The sequence below is a fragment of the Mesorhizobium sp. M1E.F.Ca.ET.045.02.1.1 genome (assembly GCF_003952485.1).
Lineage (GTDB): Bacteria > Pseudomonadota > Alphaproteobacteria > Rhizobiales > Rhizobiaceae > Mesorhizobium.
The window spans coordinates 5225357-5242106 of the sequence record NZ_CP034447.1 but is presented as its reverse complement, the minus strand read 5'-3'; the positions used below and the strand labels follow the sequence as shown (position 1 = coordinate 5242106).

The following is a 16750-nucleotide window of genomic DNA, read 5'->3' as shown; positions in this document are numbered from 1 at the left end:
CCCGCGAAGGCCAATCCCGCCCTAAACATGGTGCCAGATTCGAAAAACTTTCGAGCGGCGGTCGAAAACGGCCTATATCGAACGACATATATCGGGTTCGCCGGCAGGCGGGCTTCAAGAACAAGAGACCCGAACGACAGGCGGAAGACGCCCGAGCCGGTCGCGTTTGCGGACCGCGAACCAGCCTTTGTTTGAAAGAATGACGCATGGACCAGACCGTCGACAATCGCACGACGATGGGAACGACAACCTCGCCACTGATGAGCGAGAGCGAGAAGAATGCCATCATCGGCGGCGTGCTTTTGTCGATGCTTCTGGCGGCGCTTGACCAGACCATCGTCGCCCCTGCCCTGCCGACGATCGGCCGCGCGCTCGGCCATGCCGAATACCTGCCCTGGATCGTCACCGGCTATCTTTTGACGGCGACCGCGATGGCGCCGCTCTACGGCAAGATTTCCGATGTCTATGGCCGCCGGCCGGTCATCTATGCCGCCGTGCTCATTTTTCTCCTGGGATCGCTGGTCAGCGCTCTCGCCCCCAACATGCTGGTGCTGGTCATCGGCCGCGCCATCCAGGGCGCTGGCGGCGGTGGCCTGTTCGCCCTGACGCAGACCGTCATTGGCGACCTCGTGCCGCCGCGTGAACGGGCCCGTTATGCGGCCTGGATTGCCGGCACATGGGCCGTCGCCAGTGTTGCCGGGCCTCTGCTTGGCGGCACCTTCGCCGAGCACCTGCACTGGTCGCTGATCTTCTGGATCAACCTGCCGCTCGGCTTCCTGGCGATGGCGATCATCAACAGGCCGCTGAAAAAGCTGCCGATCGCCGCGAAACACCACCGCATCGACGGGCTGGGTGCCGTGCTGCTGGTGATCGCCACGGCGCTGCTGCTCCTGGCGCTCAACTGGGGCGGCAGCACCTATCCGTGGTTCTCACTGGAAGTCCTTGGACTGGTGGCTTGCTCGGCCGTGTTCTGGGCGCTGTTCGCGGTCAGACTGCTGCGCGCCGCCGAACCGTTGGTCTCGCTCGAAGTGCTGAGCAATCCGATCGTGCTCGCCGGCACATTGTCGATGTTCCTGCTGCAGGCGGCCAGCATTGGCATCTCGGTCTATCTGCCGGTTTATCTGCAGGCGGTCGTCGGGCTTTCGGTCAGCGAGTCCGGCACGGCCATGCTCGGATTGCTCCTCGGCACCGTCGCCGGCGCCACCTTCAGCGGCCGCACCATCCCGCGCTTCTTCCACTACAAGCGCATCGCCATGTTCGGTATCACCTTCGCGATCCTGTGCATCGGCGTGCTCAGCGCCATTGCGGGCCAAGCTTCGCTGCTCGAAGTCGAGATCCTGACGACCTTGATCGGCATCGGCACTGGAACGACTTTTCCGGTCAGCACGGTTTCGGTCCAGAACGCGGTCGACCGCGCGCATCTCGGCGTCGCGACCGGGGTGCTGACGTTCCTGCGTTCGCTAGGCGGCGCGCTCGGCGTCGCAATGCTCGGCGCCGTTGCGCTCGGCTACGGCTTGCCTTTAGCCGCCGAGGGCTCGCTCACCCGCATCGAGGTCACCTCGGTGACGCCGTTCGTGATGATCTTCCTTACCGCCGGCATCACGCTTGTCCTGGCGCTCCTCGCGTTGGCGTTGATGCCGGAAAAGCCGTTACGCGGGCCAGGCTGAGCATTCGGCGCCGGTGCTCTCGGAGTAGCCGCGCGGCCTTTTTGAGCCAAGCTGCCAGAGCAATTCAGCGACCGGCAGAGCGCTGAGGTGCTCTGCCATTTGTTTCACTCGTGGACGCCGAGCTTCTTCTGGAGGCTGGTCGACGAGGTCGTGTACTGGAAAACAATGCGCTCGCCGGGGCTGATGATGCGCTTGGCCGCCTGCGCCATCAGAGCGACCTCGTGGAAGCCCGACAGGATCAGCTTCAACTTGCCCGGATACCAGTTGATGTCGCCGACGGCGAAGATACCGGGGACCGACGTCTGGAATTTCTCGGTGTCGACCGGGATAAGGTTCTCATGCAGGTTCAGCCCCCATTCGGCGATCGGCCCGAGCTTCATGGTGAGACCGAAGAACGGCAGCATGCGGGTGCAGGGCACCTCGATATCGCCATCCGGGCCGCCCTTGATGGTCGCGGATGAAAGCCGGCCATCGGCGCCCGCAAGGCCGCTCACCTGACCGACAAGGAATCGCAGCTGCTTCATCTCCTGCATGGCATACATCTTGTTGACGCTGTCGGGCGCTGCCCGGAACTCCGGGCGCCGGTGGACGAGCGTCACGCTCTTCGCGACCGGCTGCAGGTTGAGCGTCCAGTCGAGCGCCGAGTCGCCGCCGCCGACGATGACGAGGTCATGGCCGCGGAAATCCTCCATGCGCCGGACGGAGTAGAAGACGCTCTTTCCCTCATAATCCTCGACACCAGGGATGGGCGGGCGCTTGGGTTGGAACGAACCGCCGCCTGCGGCAATCACCACCACCTTGGCCTCGAACACCTCGTTTTCATCCGTGGTGACGCGGAAGCTGCCGTCCTCGAGCTTTTTGAGGCTCGAGACCATCCGGTTGAAGGTGAACCCCGGCTTGAACGGATGTATCTGTTCCATGAGCTTGTCGACCAGCCCCTGCGCCGTGATGATCGGCCAGCCGGGAATGTCGTAGATCGGCTTTTCCGGGTAGAGCTCGGCGCATTGCCCCCCGGGACGGTCGAGAATGTCGATCAGATGGCACTTCATGTCGAACAGGCCGAGCTCGAACACGGCGAACAGACCGATCGGCCCCGCCCCGACAATGAGTACGTCCGTCTTGATCGTGTCCGTCATCAGCTCCGCCCCATTTTGGGAATGGTGGGGACAGTGCATGAGCTATGGCCTGCTGCCAAGCGGCCACGGGCAAAATTGGAAAATGGAGAGTTGGCTCAGCCCTGGCGCTCGGGCACGCGCACGACAAGCCCGTCGAGCGCGTCGCGCACCTTGATCTGGCAGGACAGGCGCGAGTTCGGCTGGACGTCATAGGCGAAGTCCAGCATGTCCTCTTCCATCGCCTCGGGCTCCCCGACCTCCGCGATCCAGGCCTCGTCGACATAAACATGGCAGGTCGCGCAGGCGCAGGCGCCGCCGCATTCGGCCTCGATGCCGGGCACCGCGTTGCGGATCGCGTTTTCCATGACGGTCGAGCCGTTCTCGGCTTCCACGTCGAATCGAGTGCCGTCATTGGCGATGAAAGTCAGCTTGGTCATTTGTCACCTGAAGGAGTCGCAGCCGAGATAATCACTCCGCCGCACAAGTCAACTGCGGCAGGAAAACGCCACCAAATGACGTTTTTCGGAAGATGGCTGTTCGCCGACGCGTCGCCCGAATCCTCCCGGCGCGATGCTTCAGCGGCTGATGGCGGCGATGAAATCCCGCACTTCGTCGATCAGCATGCCGAGCTTCTTCAGGGTGCGGGTGTCCTCGGGCTGCTTTTCGATGGCTGCGGCGCATTCGGCGACGGCAAAGGCACCGATGCCGCGCGCCGAGCCTTTCAGGCTGTGAGCTAGGAGCACACGTTCCCTGGCATCGGCGTCGAGGATCTTGTCACGCACCGAAAGCGCCTGCTGCACGAACAGCGCCAGCACTTCCTGTTCGAGCGCGCGATCGTCCATCGTCTGCCGCGCCAAATGGGCCAAATCCACAGGTCGCGACCCTGCCGTTCCCGACACGTCTCCGCCGGGCATGGAAAACGCGATTCCACTTTCGCCACGCATACGCACTGCAACTCCTAAAAAGGCGGCTGGCGCCCAAAAAAATAGGCGATCCGCGTCGCCATCGGGTTAACGGCTACCGGGGAAAAATGTTGTCACAGAGGCAGCCAAATCACGCTTGCGTTAACCTTATATTTAAAGTTTTACGTATCGCCCGGAATGCATGTTTTCTTTACCCCTGTGTGTCATTACGATACGAACGTCCATTTTCAGCCTCCTGTCTGGGACCAGACAAGCCAGAATCAGGCCAAAATCATAAGTCCCGCGGCAGCTAGTACAGGGTAGCGAAGGCATGGCTAAGAAACCGACGACGACGAAATCCCTCGAGAGCGACGTAGCCGCGGAACGGGAAAAGGCGCTTGACCTTGAGCTCAACGGCGACGAAGGCGGCCTCGACATGGCGGCGTCGATGGAAGATCTCGAAGCCCAGATTTCGGCGGCCGCGGACGAATTGGCGCGCGAAGGCCGCAGCCAGAGAATCGAGCCGGCAAATGAGCCTCAGGCCGCAAAGGCGGCACCCCAGCCAAAGCCGGCGGAGCTGCGCCCGGTCGAATCGCGCGCTTCGCAGCCAGCCGGTTTCACGCCGGCCCCTGCCGGTTTCACACCGGCAAATGATGACCGCCAGAAGGATTACCGGACGCTTCTGCATGGCCTCAACCGGCGCGCCTCGAGCACCGTCTACTGGGTCGTAGCGTTCATTTCGCTTGCGTGGATCGCCGGCGCCGGCGGCGTTGCCAACCTGCTGTTCGGCCCGAGCATCTGGAAGATCCGCACCTTCGATCAGTTCTTCGCCCGCCCCGAGCTGATCGGCCTGGCGGTCGCGGCGATCATCCCGGTCATCCTGTTCTGGGCCTTCGCGGCCATGATCCGGCGCGCCCAGGAAATGCGCATTGCCGCGCAATCGATGACCGAAGTGGCCTTCCGCCTCGCCGAGCCGGAGAACCTTGCCCAGGACCGCGTCATGATGATCGGTCAGGCCGTGCGCCGCGAGGTGGCGGCGATGGGCGAAGGCATCGAGCGCACGCTGGCGCGCGCCGTCGAGCTCGAAACGCTCGTCCACAGCGAAGTCAGCCAGATCGAGCGCTCCTATTCCGAGAACGAGGCTCGCATCCGCTCGCTGGTCGACGGCCTCGGCAGCGAGCGCGAGGCAGTCGTCACCCACGCCGAGCGCGTGCGTGCCTCGATCGCCGGCGCCCATGAGACGCTGCGCGACGAGATCGGCTCGGCCAGCGACATCATTCGCGACTCGATCCTCAACGCCTCGACCAAACTGTCGATGACGATCAACAATTCCGGCGACACGCTGATCGATCGCATCAACGAAAGCTCGATGTCGATCTTCGATTCGGTGGAAACCCGGCTCGATACGATCACCGACCGCCTGTCGACCTCGGGCGAGGCCTTCGCCAGCCTGCTCGACACCCGCATCGCCAAGCTGACCGACACGACCGACGGCCTCACCCGCTCGCTGACCGACCTGCTGGATGACCGCACCACCGGCATGGTCTCGCTGCTCGGCGGCGCTGCACGCACGCTCAACTCCGAGTTCGAAGCAAGCCTCAACGGCATCGAGCGGACGCTGGCCGAGCGCGGTCAGGCGCTGATCAGCGAGTTCCAGACCCGCGCCGAGGCGCTCGATACCGGCACCCAGAAGCTCAATGCCGCGCTCGAGGCACGCGCCCGCCAGATCAACGAGACGCTGGTCGAGCGAGCGCGCGAGATCGCCAGCACCTTCGCCGAGAGCAAGGACACGCTGTCGGCGATGATCGATCAGGGCAAGACCCAGATCGGCGCCGATATGGCCGACATCGTGTCGTCGACCTCCTCCATGCTCGAAGCGCGCGCCACCGATTTCGCCGGGCGCATGGAAGCCGCCCGCCACGTCGTGTCGCGATCGTTCGACGCCGACATCCAGCGGCTCGCCGACGCTCGCGCCGGCATCGACGAGGCCATCGAAGACCACAGCCGGAAGCTGGCCGAAAGCAGCCAGCGTATGGCGGCTGCCATGCAGGAGGATCTCGCGAAATTCGCCGAGAGTCGCGCCGGCATCGACGACGCCGTGGCCAATCAGGTCCAGAAACTGGCCGAGGGCCGCGGCCTGATCTCTCGCGCGCTGGAAGATGACCTGCGCAAGGTCAACGAGGCGCACGCTGCCATCGACGCTTCGCTGGGCAGCCACCTCGAACAGCTCGAAGAGGGTCGCAACCGCCTGTCTCAGGCCTTGAACGAAGACTCCGGCAGACTCGTGCAAGCCCGTACAATGATTGACGAAATGGTCGCCGGCCATGTCGGCAAGCTGGCCGAGGGCCGCAACATCCTAGCGCGCGCGCTGGAAGCCGATCTCGGCAAGCTGCAGGACAGCCGAGCCTCGATCGATGGCCTGGTCGCCGGCCAGGTCGAGAAGATCGCCGAAGGTCGCGCCGTGCTCGCCAAGGCGCTTGAGACCGACATCTCCGGCATAAGGAACCTGATCGAGACCCATTCGGCCAAGCTCGCGGAAGACAGGGGCGAACTCAGCCGCGCGCTGGAAGGCGACCTGAGCGGCATCCGCAGCCTGATCGACAGCCATGCCGGCAAGCTCGTCGAGGACCGCAGCCTGTTGTCGCAGACGCTGGAATCCGACCTCGCCAAGTTGGCCGAGAGCCGCGCCTCGATCGACGGTCTTGTCGCCGGCCAGGTCGAGAAGCTCGCCGAAGGGCGCGATATCCTCAAGCGCGCCCTCGAAGCGGACATCAATACCATCAGGGGTGCCATCGCGGGACATTCCGACAGGGTGCAGGAGGAACGGGCGCAACTGTCGAAGGCCCTGGAGGCCGACCTGCAGACGGTCGGCGGCGCAATCTCCGACCACCAGAACCGGCTTGTCGAGGACCGCGCGGTGCTGTCGAAGTCGCTCGAGGACGATTTGGCCAAGTTGGCCGAGAGCCGCTCCAGCATCGACGGCCTGGTCGCCGGCCAGGTCGAGAAGCTGGCGGAAGGCCGCGACATCCTCAAGCGCGCGCTGGAAGCGGACCTCAACACCATTCAGGGCGCCATCGTCGATCATTCGCAAAAGATCACCGACCATCGCGCCGAGCTTTCACGCGCCCTCGATGCCGACATGGCCAACGCCAGCGGCCTCATGCAGACCCACGCCGACAGGCTCTCGCAGGACCGCTCGGCACTGTCCAAGGCCTTGGAGGACGATCTCGCCAAGCTCGCCGAGAGCCGCTCCAGCATCGACGGCCTGGTCGCCGGCCAGGTCGAGAAGCTCGCCGAAGGCCGCGACATCCTCAAGCGCGCCCTGGAGGCGGATCTCGCCAAGCTCGCCGAGAGCCGCGCCTCGATCGATGGCCTCGTCGCAGCCCAGGTCGAGAAGCTTTCGGAGGGCCGTGATGTGCTCACGCGTGCTCTCGAGGCGGATCTTGCCAAGCTCGCCGAGAGCCGCGCCGGTATCGATGGCCTGGTCTCCGGCCAGGTGGAGAAGCTCGCCGAGGGCCGCGATATCCTCAAGCGTGCGCTCGAAGCCGACTTGCAAAAGCTGGCGGAAAGCCGCTCGGAACTCGACGGCATCATTGCCGGCCATGTCGGCAAGCTGTCCGAAGGGCGCGACACGCTGGCTCGCGCCCTGGAGGACGATCTCGCCAAGCTTGCCGAGGCACGCGAGGACGTCGATCGTTCGGTGTCCGGCCACATCGACCAGATCGCTGCCAAGAGCAGCGACATTTCGGCGGCGATCGCGAGCACGCTTTCAGCAGGCAGACCGGTATCATCGAAGAGCGCGCCGGCACCATGGAGCGTGCATTGTCGACCGGCGTCGACAACGTCCGCGGCGTGCTGGAGAAGACCGCCGTCTTCGTTGCCGGCGCGTTGCGCGACAAGGTCATGGAAATCACCAGCACGCTGCACGAGCAGGCCGGGGCCGCCTTCAGCGATGCCGACCGCAAGATCGCCGAACGCGCCGAGCAGACGTCGGCCGCGCTGCTTGCCAGGGCCGAGGACATCGCCAACGCCTTCGAGGCGGCCGACCGCCGCCTGCACGAGCGTGCGCAGGACACGTCCAGCATGCTGATGGCCCGCGCCGACGATGCGTCCAATTCGCTCATGGCCCGCGCCGAGGAAACCGCCGACAAGCTGGCGGCGCGCGCCGGCGAGATCGCCGGCACTTTCGACGCCGCCGACCAGAAGCTGGTCGCTCGCGCGGTCGAAACGGCGCAGTCGCTGGCGGCGCGCGCCGGCGACATCCTGCGCAACTTCGAGGGCGCCGACGAGCGGCTGAGCATGCGCATCACCGAATCGGCCGAGGCGCTGGCCGCACGCGCCTCCGACCTCGGCCGCATCTTCGACGCCGCCGACCAGCATCTGATCTCGCGCATCGCGGAAGGTTCGGAAGCGCTTTCGTCGCGGGCGTCTGAAATTGCCCGCATCTTCGACGATGCCGACAGCCGCCTGGTGTCGCGCATCGCCAGCAGCAGTTCGACCATCGGCGAACATACCGACGCCATTGTCGGCGCATTCGCGGCCACCGAGCAGCGCGTCGCCGATCGTGCTCGCCAGACCGGCCAGGAGCTCGCCGTCCACGCCCGCGAGATCGAGCAGGCGCTTGCCGGCGCCGACGAGCGCCTGGCATCGAGCGCGGCCGCGGCCGCTACCCGTGTCGAGGAGCAGGTGACGAGCGTCGAGAGCCGCCTCGCCCACACCGCCGAAACGATGGGCCAGAAGCTCAGCGAGCAGGTATCGAGCGCCGAGGCGCAGCTCATCTCGCGCGCCAACGTCATCGCCGAAACCTTCACCGCCGTCGGCCAGCATATCGGCCAGAGCACCAACGAGGCGGCAAAGACCATCGGCGCCAATACCCGCGAGCTCAACACCATGCTTGCGGCGCGTTCGGCCGAGATGTCGAAGATCCTCGACGAGACGGCGCGTCCTCTGGTCGAGCGCTTCGCCCAGGGCGGCTCCGAACTGCAGAAAAACATGGAAGAGGTCACCGAGCGGGCGACCGAGAAGCTGCGCAGCGAAAACGCGGCCCTCGTCAACGCGCTCGCCAGCCGCACGGCCGAGACGCTTTCGGCCGTCGAGGGCGCGCGCTCGACGCTGGCCGACAGCGTTGCCGACCTCATCGGCCGCATGTCCACCTCCAGCGCGCAGCTCGGTCAGCTGATCGACCAGGCGGCGGTCAACCTCGGTCAGGTCGAGGAACGCCTCACCGGCAGCACGCAAAGCTTCGCCACGACCACGGAAAAGGCGGCCCAGACCTTCGCCAGTTCGGCGCGCCTCGTCGATTCCAACACGACACGGCTCACCGATCTGTCGTCGGCGACGTTGCGCGAGGTTGCCTCGATCGCGACCAAGTTCGACGAGCACAGCCGCCTGCTGTCGAGTGCCTCGGCTCTGCTGAGCTCCGCTCAGAGCAATCTCGAGCACACGCTGGAGCGGCAGTCCTCGCTGGAAGACCTCGCCGTCGGCCTGGTCAAGAAGTCGGAAGACCTCGAGAAAGTGATGCGCTCGTTCGAAAGCCTGGTGGGCAAGACGATGCAGAATGCCGAGGGCCGGACGATGGAATCGGCGGAGAAGATCCGCACGGCCATCGCCGAGGTCGTCGATTCGGCGACGCGGCGCTTTGCCGATGCCACCGAGGAGATGCGGCGCACCGCGGGCTCGATCAAGAGCGAGCTGGACCTCACCCGCGCCGAGCTCAAGAAGGGCGTGATCGAGATGCCGGAGGAGGCCAAGGAATCGACCTCGGCCATTCGCCGTGCCGTCTCCGAGCAGATCAACGCGCTCAAGGAACTGTCTGACATCGTTGCGAAATCCGGCCGCAGCGGCAGCAGCGAGACCGGCGAGCCCCGCAGCCTGCGCCCTGCACCGCAGGCGCCGGACCGTCCCGCCGAACAGCCGCTGCGCCGTCCGCCTGCGCCGCAGCCTCAACCGCAGCCGGAGCGTCGCTCGCCGCAGGCACCGCTCGCCGAGACGACGCTGCGCGGTACGCTCGATCTCGAGCGTCCCGCGGAGGCGCCGCGGCGCGACCCGAATGGCCGCACACAGCAGGGCGGCTGGGTGCGCGATCTTCTGACCAACGCTTCGCGCGAAGAAAACCTGAAGCCGGCCGCCCCGGCGGAAGCGCCGCGCGCGGCCCCTGCCCAGCGTTCGCCGCTGCATGTCATGGAGTCGCTCAATTCGCTGTCCGTCGACATCGCGCGCGCCATCGACCATGACGCCTCGATCGAATTGTGGAACCGCTATCGCCGCGGCGAGCGCGACGTCTTCACGCGCCGGCTCTACACGCTGAAAGGCCAGCAGACCTTTGACGAGATCCGCCGCAAGTATCAGGCCGAGGCCGAGTTCCGCGCCGCTGTGGACCGCTACTGCGACGACTTCGAGAAGCTGCTCAAGGATGTCTCGCGCAACGACCGCGACAACATCATGGCGCAGACCTATCTGACGTCGGACACCGGCAAGGTCTACACCATGCTTGCTCACGCCAGCGGCCGTCTGCACTGAGCCGGCTGTTAGCGAGTAACAAAAAAGGCGGGACAAGCTCCCGCCTTTTTGTTTGTCCGAACGGCATGCCTGTGACCTGAGCAGCGATAGATATCGTCGCCGACGCCTCATGCCAGGGGAACGACAGCCTCAGCGACCCGGATGGAGTCCCATCAGATCACCGAGTCCGTCCAGCGGACGATGTCCTTCGCCGCCTGGCCGAAGGCGTTGTCCAGCGCGCCGACAAAGGCGGCGTTGCCGCCGCCGGAGACCGGCGCGCTCGCGGTGAAGCTCTTGGAGGCGCGCACCTCGCCATTGCGGTCGTTGAGGATGCGCACGAACAGGTCGACATCGGCATGTTCGCCGCCGTCGACGCGGACTTCGAAGGAGCGGACCTCGACGATGATCTGATAGTCGATCGCCAGCCCCTCGCCCGGCTTGCCGACGCCGGCAAAACTGCCGGAACGCTGGAAGGTCTCGGCGAGCCTGGCCTGCACGATCAGCGGCAGGCGATCCGCCCATTGCGCGCCCTTGAGGAACTGGATCGACTGGTCGGACGGCCTGATGACGATGTTCTGGCTGTCCAGCGCCTTCAGCGCAGAAGGCTGGGCGATCAGGATCTGGCGGCGGCTATGGCCGTGCATGTCGACCGCCGGAGCAGAAAGCTCGAACGTATCGAGCGGCGCCGGCTTGCCTCCCAGCGCCGCGCATCCGGCAAGCGCAAGCGCGAGCGCCGCGGCGGCAACCGACTTCAACCCTCTCACCGACTTCACGCGCGATCCCCATTGTCCCCGGATCTGACGATCAACTTACAGCTGCAATCCATGTTCTTGGCTTTCGCGGCAGCCGAAGTCAACGCCGTGCCCTGCCGTCAAACTGACGAACCTCACCCTCGCCGCCCGTCAGAATGCGCTGCGGGTTGCGGCTGAGGTCAGTCACCGCTTCCTCGATGCGGTTGATCGAGCGCCGGCTGTCCTGAACCAGCGCCTCGACATTCTGCAGCCCCTGGCCGGAGAAGCGCGCCAGATTGTCGGTGATGGTGCCAAGCCGCGCATTCAGCGTATCGGCGACCTGCTTGAAGGATTTCAGCGTCGCCCTGGCGTCGGCCATCACGCCGTTGGCCTCGCCGGATCCGAGAAGCTTGTCGACCTTGGCGAGGATGCCGTCGACGCGCACCGAGGCATCGTTGAGGCGCTGCGAAAGCTGGCGTGCGTTCTTGATGGTATCGTTGATATCGTCGGAGCGGTTGGCGATCTTGTCGGTGACCTTGGCGATGTCAGCGGCCGCCCTGTTGGCGCTGTCGCTGGCCTTCTGGATGTTGGCGAGCGCCGTGCGGACATCCGCGGGATCGATCCCATCGAGCACGTTGTCGACTTTGGCCAGGGTGCCTTGCGTCTGCTTGGCGAAGTCGTTGATCGAGCCGACCGCCGTATTAACGTTGTCGATGGTCGTGTCGAACTGCTTCGACGTTTCCTTCAGGTTCGCCGTGACCGTGTCGACATTGGCGACGATGCTCTTGATCTTGTCCTTGTCGACGGAGTTGAGCAGTCCTTCCGCGGCCTTCAACGTGCTGTCGAGCCTGCCTGACACGTTCTGCAATTGATCCGAGAGCGAGCTCACGGCGGACAGGAACTTGTCGATGCCGTCCGAATTCTTAGCCAGCGCGTCGGAGAAGGTCTCGACGTTCTTGACGGTCTGCGTCAGCGGGCCGCGAACGTCCTTGGTGAAGCCCTCAAGATCTGAGAGCACCTTGTCGGCGCGAGTGAAGATGTTCTGCGCCGTCTGCAACAGGTTGGTCACGGCCGAAGGATTGGCGACGATCTCGGGGACCCTGCCCTCCTTCTCCGCCTCGTCGAGCAGCTTGGCTTCCTTGGGATCCGCGCCCCTGAGCTCGATATTGGCCTGACCGGTGAGGCCCGCGAGCCCGATATCGGCCTGCGTCGACTTGGTGATCGGCGTCATGCGGTCGATCTCAGTGTCGGCGATAGCGACGGTCGGATTGTCGACGTCGATATAGACACGCTTGACGTCGCCCACCTTGACGCCGTTGAAGAGCACGAAGCTGCCGCGGCCAAGGCCCGAAGCCGAGCCAGGAATGCGCACGCGCAGAAGCGTCGTCTCGCCCCTTTCGCCGATCGCAGCGGTCCAATAGACGAAGGCGAAGGCCGCGAGGATCGCAGCCAGTGTGAAGATGCCGACAATGACGTAGTTGGCTCTGGTTTCCATTGCCCCACTTATGGCTAAGCACGCGCCGCAAGATCAAGTTGCCGGGCACGTTTTCCGCGGAAATAGGATTTGACCCACGGCTCCTCGCTCTTCAGCATGTCGTCGATCGTGCCTTCGACCAGCACCCTCTTCTTGCCGAGCACCGCCACGTGGTCGCAGGCGGTGAACAGCGTGTCGAGGTCGTGCGTGACCATATAGACCGTCAGATCCATCGTATCGCGTAGCTTGACGACCAATTCGTCGAATTCGGCCGCGCTGATCGGATCGAGGCCCGAAGTCGGTTCGTCGAGAAAGACGATGTCCGGGTCGAGCGCCAGCGCGCGCGCCAGAGCCGCGCGCTTGATCATGCCGCCCGAAAGCTCGGAGGGGAATTTCTGCGCCGCGTCGGGCGGCAGCCCGACCAGTTCGACCTTGAGCATGGCGAGCTCGTCCATCAGCTTCTTCGGCAGGTCGAGATATTCGCGCATCGGCACCTGCACGTTTTCGAGCACCGTCAACGCCGAAAACAACGCCCCGTGCTGGAAAAGAACGCCAAGGCGCATGTCGATGCGAAGGCGCTCGGCGTCGCTTGCCTTGTCGACGTCGACGCCGAACAGCCTGATCGTGCCCGATTGCTTGGGCATCAGCCCGAGGATCGTGCGCAGCAAGACCGACTTGCCGGCGCCCGAGGCGCCGACGAAGCCCAGGATCTCGCCGCGCTTGATGTCGAGGGAAAGCTTGTCGAGGATCAGCTTGTCCTCGATGGCAACGGTGACGTCCCGCACCGAAAGCACGATTTCGCTCTCATCCGCGTTCTGCGTCCTCTTGACCCCGTTGCCGCTCGCGACTGCCATCTCAGAACTCGATCGCTGCGTAGAACATGGCGAAAAGCCCGTCGAGGATGATGACGACGAAGATCGACTTCACCACCGAGGCGGTAACGTGCCGGCCGAGCGACTCGGCGCTGCCGCCGACCTTCATGCCTTCCACTGAAGCAATGGTGCCGATGATCATGGCCATGAACGGCGCCTTGATCAGCCCGGAGAAGATGGTGCTGAGGTCGATGGCGACGCGCAACCGATCGATGAAGGCAGCGGGGGGGATATCGGAGTAAAGCCAGGCGGCGACGATGCCGCCGCCAAGCGCCGCGAAATTGGCGATGATCGTTAGGCATGGCAGCGCGATCACCAGGGCGACGAGCCGCGGAAACACCAGAACGCCGATCGGATTGAGCCCGATCACCTTCAGTGCGTCGACCTCTTCGCGCATCTTCATCGAGCCGATCTCTGCGGTGATGGCGCTTCCCGAGCGGCCGGCGAGCATGATCGCGGTCATCAGCACGCCGAGCTCGCGCAGGATCAGCACGCCGACGAGATCGACGACGAAGATATCGGCGCCGAAATAGCTGAGCTGATAGGCGCCCTGCTGCGCGACGATCGCCCCGACGATCGCCGACATCAGCACCACCACAGGGATGGCGCCGACGCCCATGCGGTCGATCTGATTGAAGATCGCGGCCGGATTGACGGCATGGCCACGCCCGAGCTTCATCTGCGCGCCGCGAATGGTGGCGCCGAGGATGTTCATCGAAGCAATGAAATCGTCGCGCATCTCGTAGACGCGGCGGCCGACCAGTTCCAGCGCGCGCATGATGATGTTGGGCGGCCCGGCCGGTCCCGATTCGGGTTCGCGCCGCACCGCGTCGCCGACGGCGCCAAGCAGGATCGAGGCGATCTCGCTCTGCCCCTGCACGTGGACTTCGACGCCCTTCTTCTCGAAGGCGCTGGCCAGCCGATCGATCAGCCAGGCGCCCGCCGTATCCATCTTCTCGATATGCGAAAGATCGAGCATCAGCTGCTTTGCGCCGCTGCGCTTCTCGATCCTGCGCATCTCGGCGTCGACCGATGCCACGGTCCGCGTCGTCCAGACACCGGAAAAAGCGCAGCCGAGCACGCCGCCTTCCTCGCCGACGGCGATGCGCGGCTGGTGATTGCCTTCACCGGCAGGCGTGCGGCTTGCGTCGCGTTTGCGGATGGTCAACATGGCGTCCTGTTTAGCGTGACGGAACTGGCGTGTCGATTTGCCGGCAGACCGGTGTCGCACAGCCGGAGAAGAAAAATATGGCGCGTGTCATTTCGGTCGAGGCCGAGCGGTTCCCGATCGCGGGCACCTTCACCATCTCGCGCGGCTCGAAAACCGAGGCGGAAGTCATCACCGTGGCGATCGGCGACAATGGGCATGTCGGGCGCGGCGAATGCGTTCCCTACAAGCGCTATGGCGAGACCATGGAGGGTGTGCGCGCCGCAATCGAGGCCATGCGTGGCAGGATTGAGGGTGGCATCGACCGAGCCGCCCTGCTCGCGGCCATGCCGGCCGGCGCGGCACGCAACGCGATCGACTGTGCCCTGTGGGATCTGGAGGCAAAGCTCAGCGGCAGTCCGGTAGCGGACGCGATCGGCGCCGCCTCGCCAAAGGTGCTGGAAACCGCCTACACACTGTCGCTCGGCGCACCTGAAGCGATGGCCGCGCAGGCTAGCGCCAACGCCTCGCGGCCACTGCTCAAGGTCAAGATCGGCGGTGACGACGACTTGGCGAGAATACGCGCCGTGACGGAGGCCGCCCCGCGGAGCCGTATCATCCTCGATGCAAACGAGGGATGGACCGACGACAACATCGAGGCCAACCTCGCCTTTGCCGCCAGGCAAGGCATCGCGCTCATCGAGCAGCCGCTTCCTGCCGGCCGCGACGGCATCCTGCGCGAAATCGCGCATCCGGTGCCGATCTGCGCCGACGAAAGCGTGCATGAGGCAAAGGACCTCGATTCGCTTGTCGGCCTCTATGACGCCGTCAACATCAAGCTAGACAAGTCGGGCGGCCTGACGGAAGCGCTCAGGCTTCGCGAACGCGCCCAGGAACTGGGTTTCGGCATCATGGTGGGCTGCATGGTCGGCACGTCGCTCGCCATGGCGCCGGCTGTCTTGTTGGCTCAAGGCGCCGATTTCGTCGACCTCGACGGGCCGCTGCTGCTTGCGCGCGACCGCGATCCTGGCCTCGTCTACCAGGGATCGCTGGTGTCACCGCCTGACCGGGCGCTGTGGGGTTGAGCGCGCGGCGAGCCCGATCAACGCAAGGCCAATGATCGCGATCGGAATCATGGCCAGGAAGCCATCGACGCCGAAGCGATCGTAGAGCGGGCCGGAGGCCAGCGTCACCGCGGCCATGAAGAAGCCGTTGAAGAAATAGGCGATACCTTGCGCGGCACCCGTGCGCTCTTCGGAAACCGTTTCGCCTATCATCTTCTGCAGGCCGATCAGGACCATTGCAACCGACACCGAATGCAGCGTCTGGACGCCGAAGAAGCCGGCGACGCCCAGGCCAAGCGGCCAGACCAGCGGAAAGGCGATCCAGCGCACGATCGAGCCGATGCCGGCGATCAGCATAACTTTCACGACCGTGACAGATGCGAAAATACGGTTGAAGAACAAGAACATGCAGACTTCCGACACCACGCCCCAGGCCCACAGCAGGCCGACAACGGAATCGCTGATGCCGATCGACTTCCAGTAGATCGACACGAAGCCGTAGAGAAAGGCGTGGCTGGCGGTGATGATCCCGACACCGAGCGTGAAATAGAGGAAATAGGCGTTGAAAAGGCTCGGGGCCGAATGCTGGATGTCGGCCGCCGACAGCGGCGATGCCTTGCGGGGCCGTCCCATGCGCGGCGCAAACAGCGCAGCAACAAGTGCCGCGGCAATGGCCACGAAGATGATCGCCGGCACAGCCTCAGCTCCGGTCACCGCGAGGATGAAGCCGCCAACCACATTGGCGCAAAGATAGGAGATCGAGCCCCATTTGCGCATGCCGGTGTAGTTGGAGCCGAAGCGGCGCACGCCCGACAACGCCAGCGAGTCGGCCAGCGGCGAATGCGGCGTCCAGACGATCGTCAAAACGAGCGACACTGCGAGCACGATCGCATAGGTGGCCGGCAGGAAATAGCCGGCCGAAATGATCATCGATGCCGCAACCAGCGCGATATAGACGTCGGTCCGGTCCTTCGCCCGGTCGGCAAGCGCGGTCAGCATCGGCGTCGTCACGACGCGCAGGAACATCGGCGCGGCCAGGATGACGGCGATCTGTTCGGCGTGAAAACCTTTCGCCTGCAGCCAGAGCGGGAAATAGGGCAGATGCGTGCCCTGCGACACGAACAAGGTCGCGAAGATCAGGCTCATGCGCAGTTCGAAATGGCTGGGCTTGACGAGTTGCTCAGGCGAAAGCGGCGGCAGCGACATGAATCGATCCAATTACGCTGCATTCGACGGCCCGCAACGCGTTTCGATCCCTATCATGCGGTAAGTCCCGGCGG

9 protein-coding genes and 2 pseudogenes are annotated in these 16750 nt (G+C 64.7%); 3 read left to right on the top strand and 8 right to left on the bottom strand.

Annotation, left to right across the window (positions count from 1 at the left end):
• Positions 1–206 precede the first annotated feature (206 nt).
• Positions 207–1695, top strand: a pseudogene (locus tag EJ070_RS25180) (MDR family MFS transporter).
• Between the two features lie 76 nt (positions 1696–1771).
• On the opposite strand, the gene EJ070_RS25175 reads toward EJ070_RS25180, so the two are convergent.
• The 3 genes from EJ070_RS25175 to EJ070_RS25165 form a co-directional block, all read right to left on the bottom strand.
• Positions 1772–2803 (bottom strand): NAD(P)/FAD-dependent oxidoreductase, encoded by a 1032-nt coding sequence (locus tag EJ070_RS25175; RefSeq protein WP_126093770.1) that lies wholly within the window; start codon positions 2801–2803, stop codon positions 1772–1774.
• Positions 2804–2898: 95 nt separating this feature from the next.
• Positions 2899–3219, bottom strand: a complete 321-nt coding sequence (locus tag EJ070_RS25170) for a 2Fe-2S iron-sulfur cluster-binding protein (protein ID WP_126093769.1) — start codon at positions 3217–3219, stop codon at positions 2899–2901.
• A 138-nt stretch (positions 3220–3357) separates the two neighbouring features.
• Positions 3358–3726, bottom strand: coding sequence for an Hpt domain-containing protein (locus tag EJ070_RS25165; protein WP_126093768.1), 369 nt, complete (start codon positions 3724–3726; stop codon positions 3358–3360).
• Positions 3727–4015: 289 nt separating this feature from the next.
• Here EJ070_RS25165 and EJ070_RS25160 point away from each other — a divergent pair.
• Positions 4016–10203, top strand: a pseudogene (locus EJ070_RS25160) (kinesin).
• A 152-nt stretch (positions 10204–10355) separates the two neighbouring features.
• Here the strand turns inward: EJ070_RS25160 and EJ070_RS25155 are convergent.
• The 4 genes from EJ070_RS25155 to EJ070_RS25140 all read right to left on the bottom strand — a co-directional run bounded on the left by EJ070_RS25155 (position 10356) and on the right by EJ070_RS25140 (position 14430).
• Positions 10356–10946: an ABC-type transport auxiliary lipoprotein family protein gene (locus EJ070_RS25155; protein ID WP_126095901.1), complete on the bottom strand. Its 591-nt coding sequence runs from the start codon at positions 10944–10946 to the stop codon at positions 10356–10358.
• Between the two features lie 88 nt (positions 10947–11034).
• A complete protein-coding gene (locus tag EJ070_RS25150) occupies positions 11035–12408 on the bottom strand; it encodes an MlaD family protein (protein ID WP_126093767.1) in 1374 nt (457 codons plus the stop codon).
• Positions 12409–12422: 14 nt separating this feature from the next.
• Complete coding sequence (locus tag EJ070_RS25145) at positions 12423–13241, bottom strand: ABC transporter ATP-binding protein (RefSeq protein WP_126093766.1); 819 nt, start codon at positions 13239–13241, stop codon at positions 12423–12425.
• Between the two features lies 1 nt (position 13242).
• Positions 13243–14430: an ABC transporter permease gene (locus EJ070_RS25140; RefSeq protein ID WP_126093765.1), complete on the bottom strand. Its 1188-nt coding sequence runs from the start codon at positions 14428–14430 to the stop codon at positions 13243–13245.
• Positions 14431–14507: 77 nt separating this feature from the next.
• Between EJ070_RS25140 and dgcA the strand changes: the two genes are divergently transcribed.
• A complete protein-coding gene (gene dgcA, locus EJ070_RS25135) occupies positions 14508–15491 on the top strand; it encodes an N-acetyl-D-Glu racemase DgcA (protein WP_126093764.1) in 984 nt (327 codons plus the stop codon).
• Here dgcA and EJ070_RS25130 read toward each other — a convergent pair.
• A complete protein-coding gene (locus EJ070_RS25130) occupies positions 15462–16676 on the bottom strand; it encodes an MFS transporter (protein ID WP_126093763.1) in 1215 nt (404 codons plus the stop codon). The two genes, dgcA and EJ070_RS25130, sit on opposite strands and share 30 nt — an antisense overlap.
• Positions 16677–16750 lie beyond the last annotated feature (74 nt).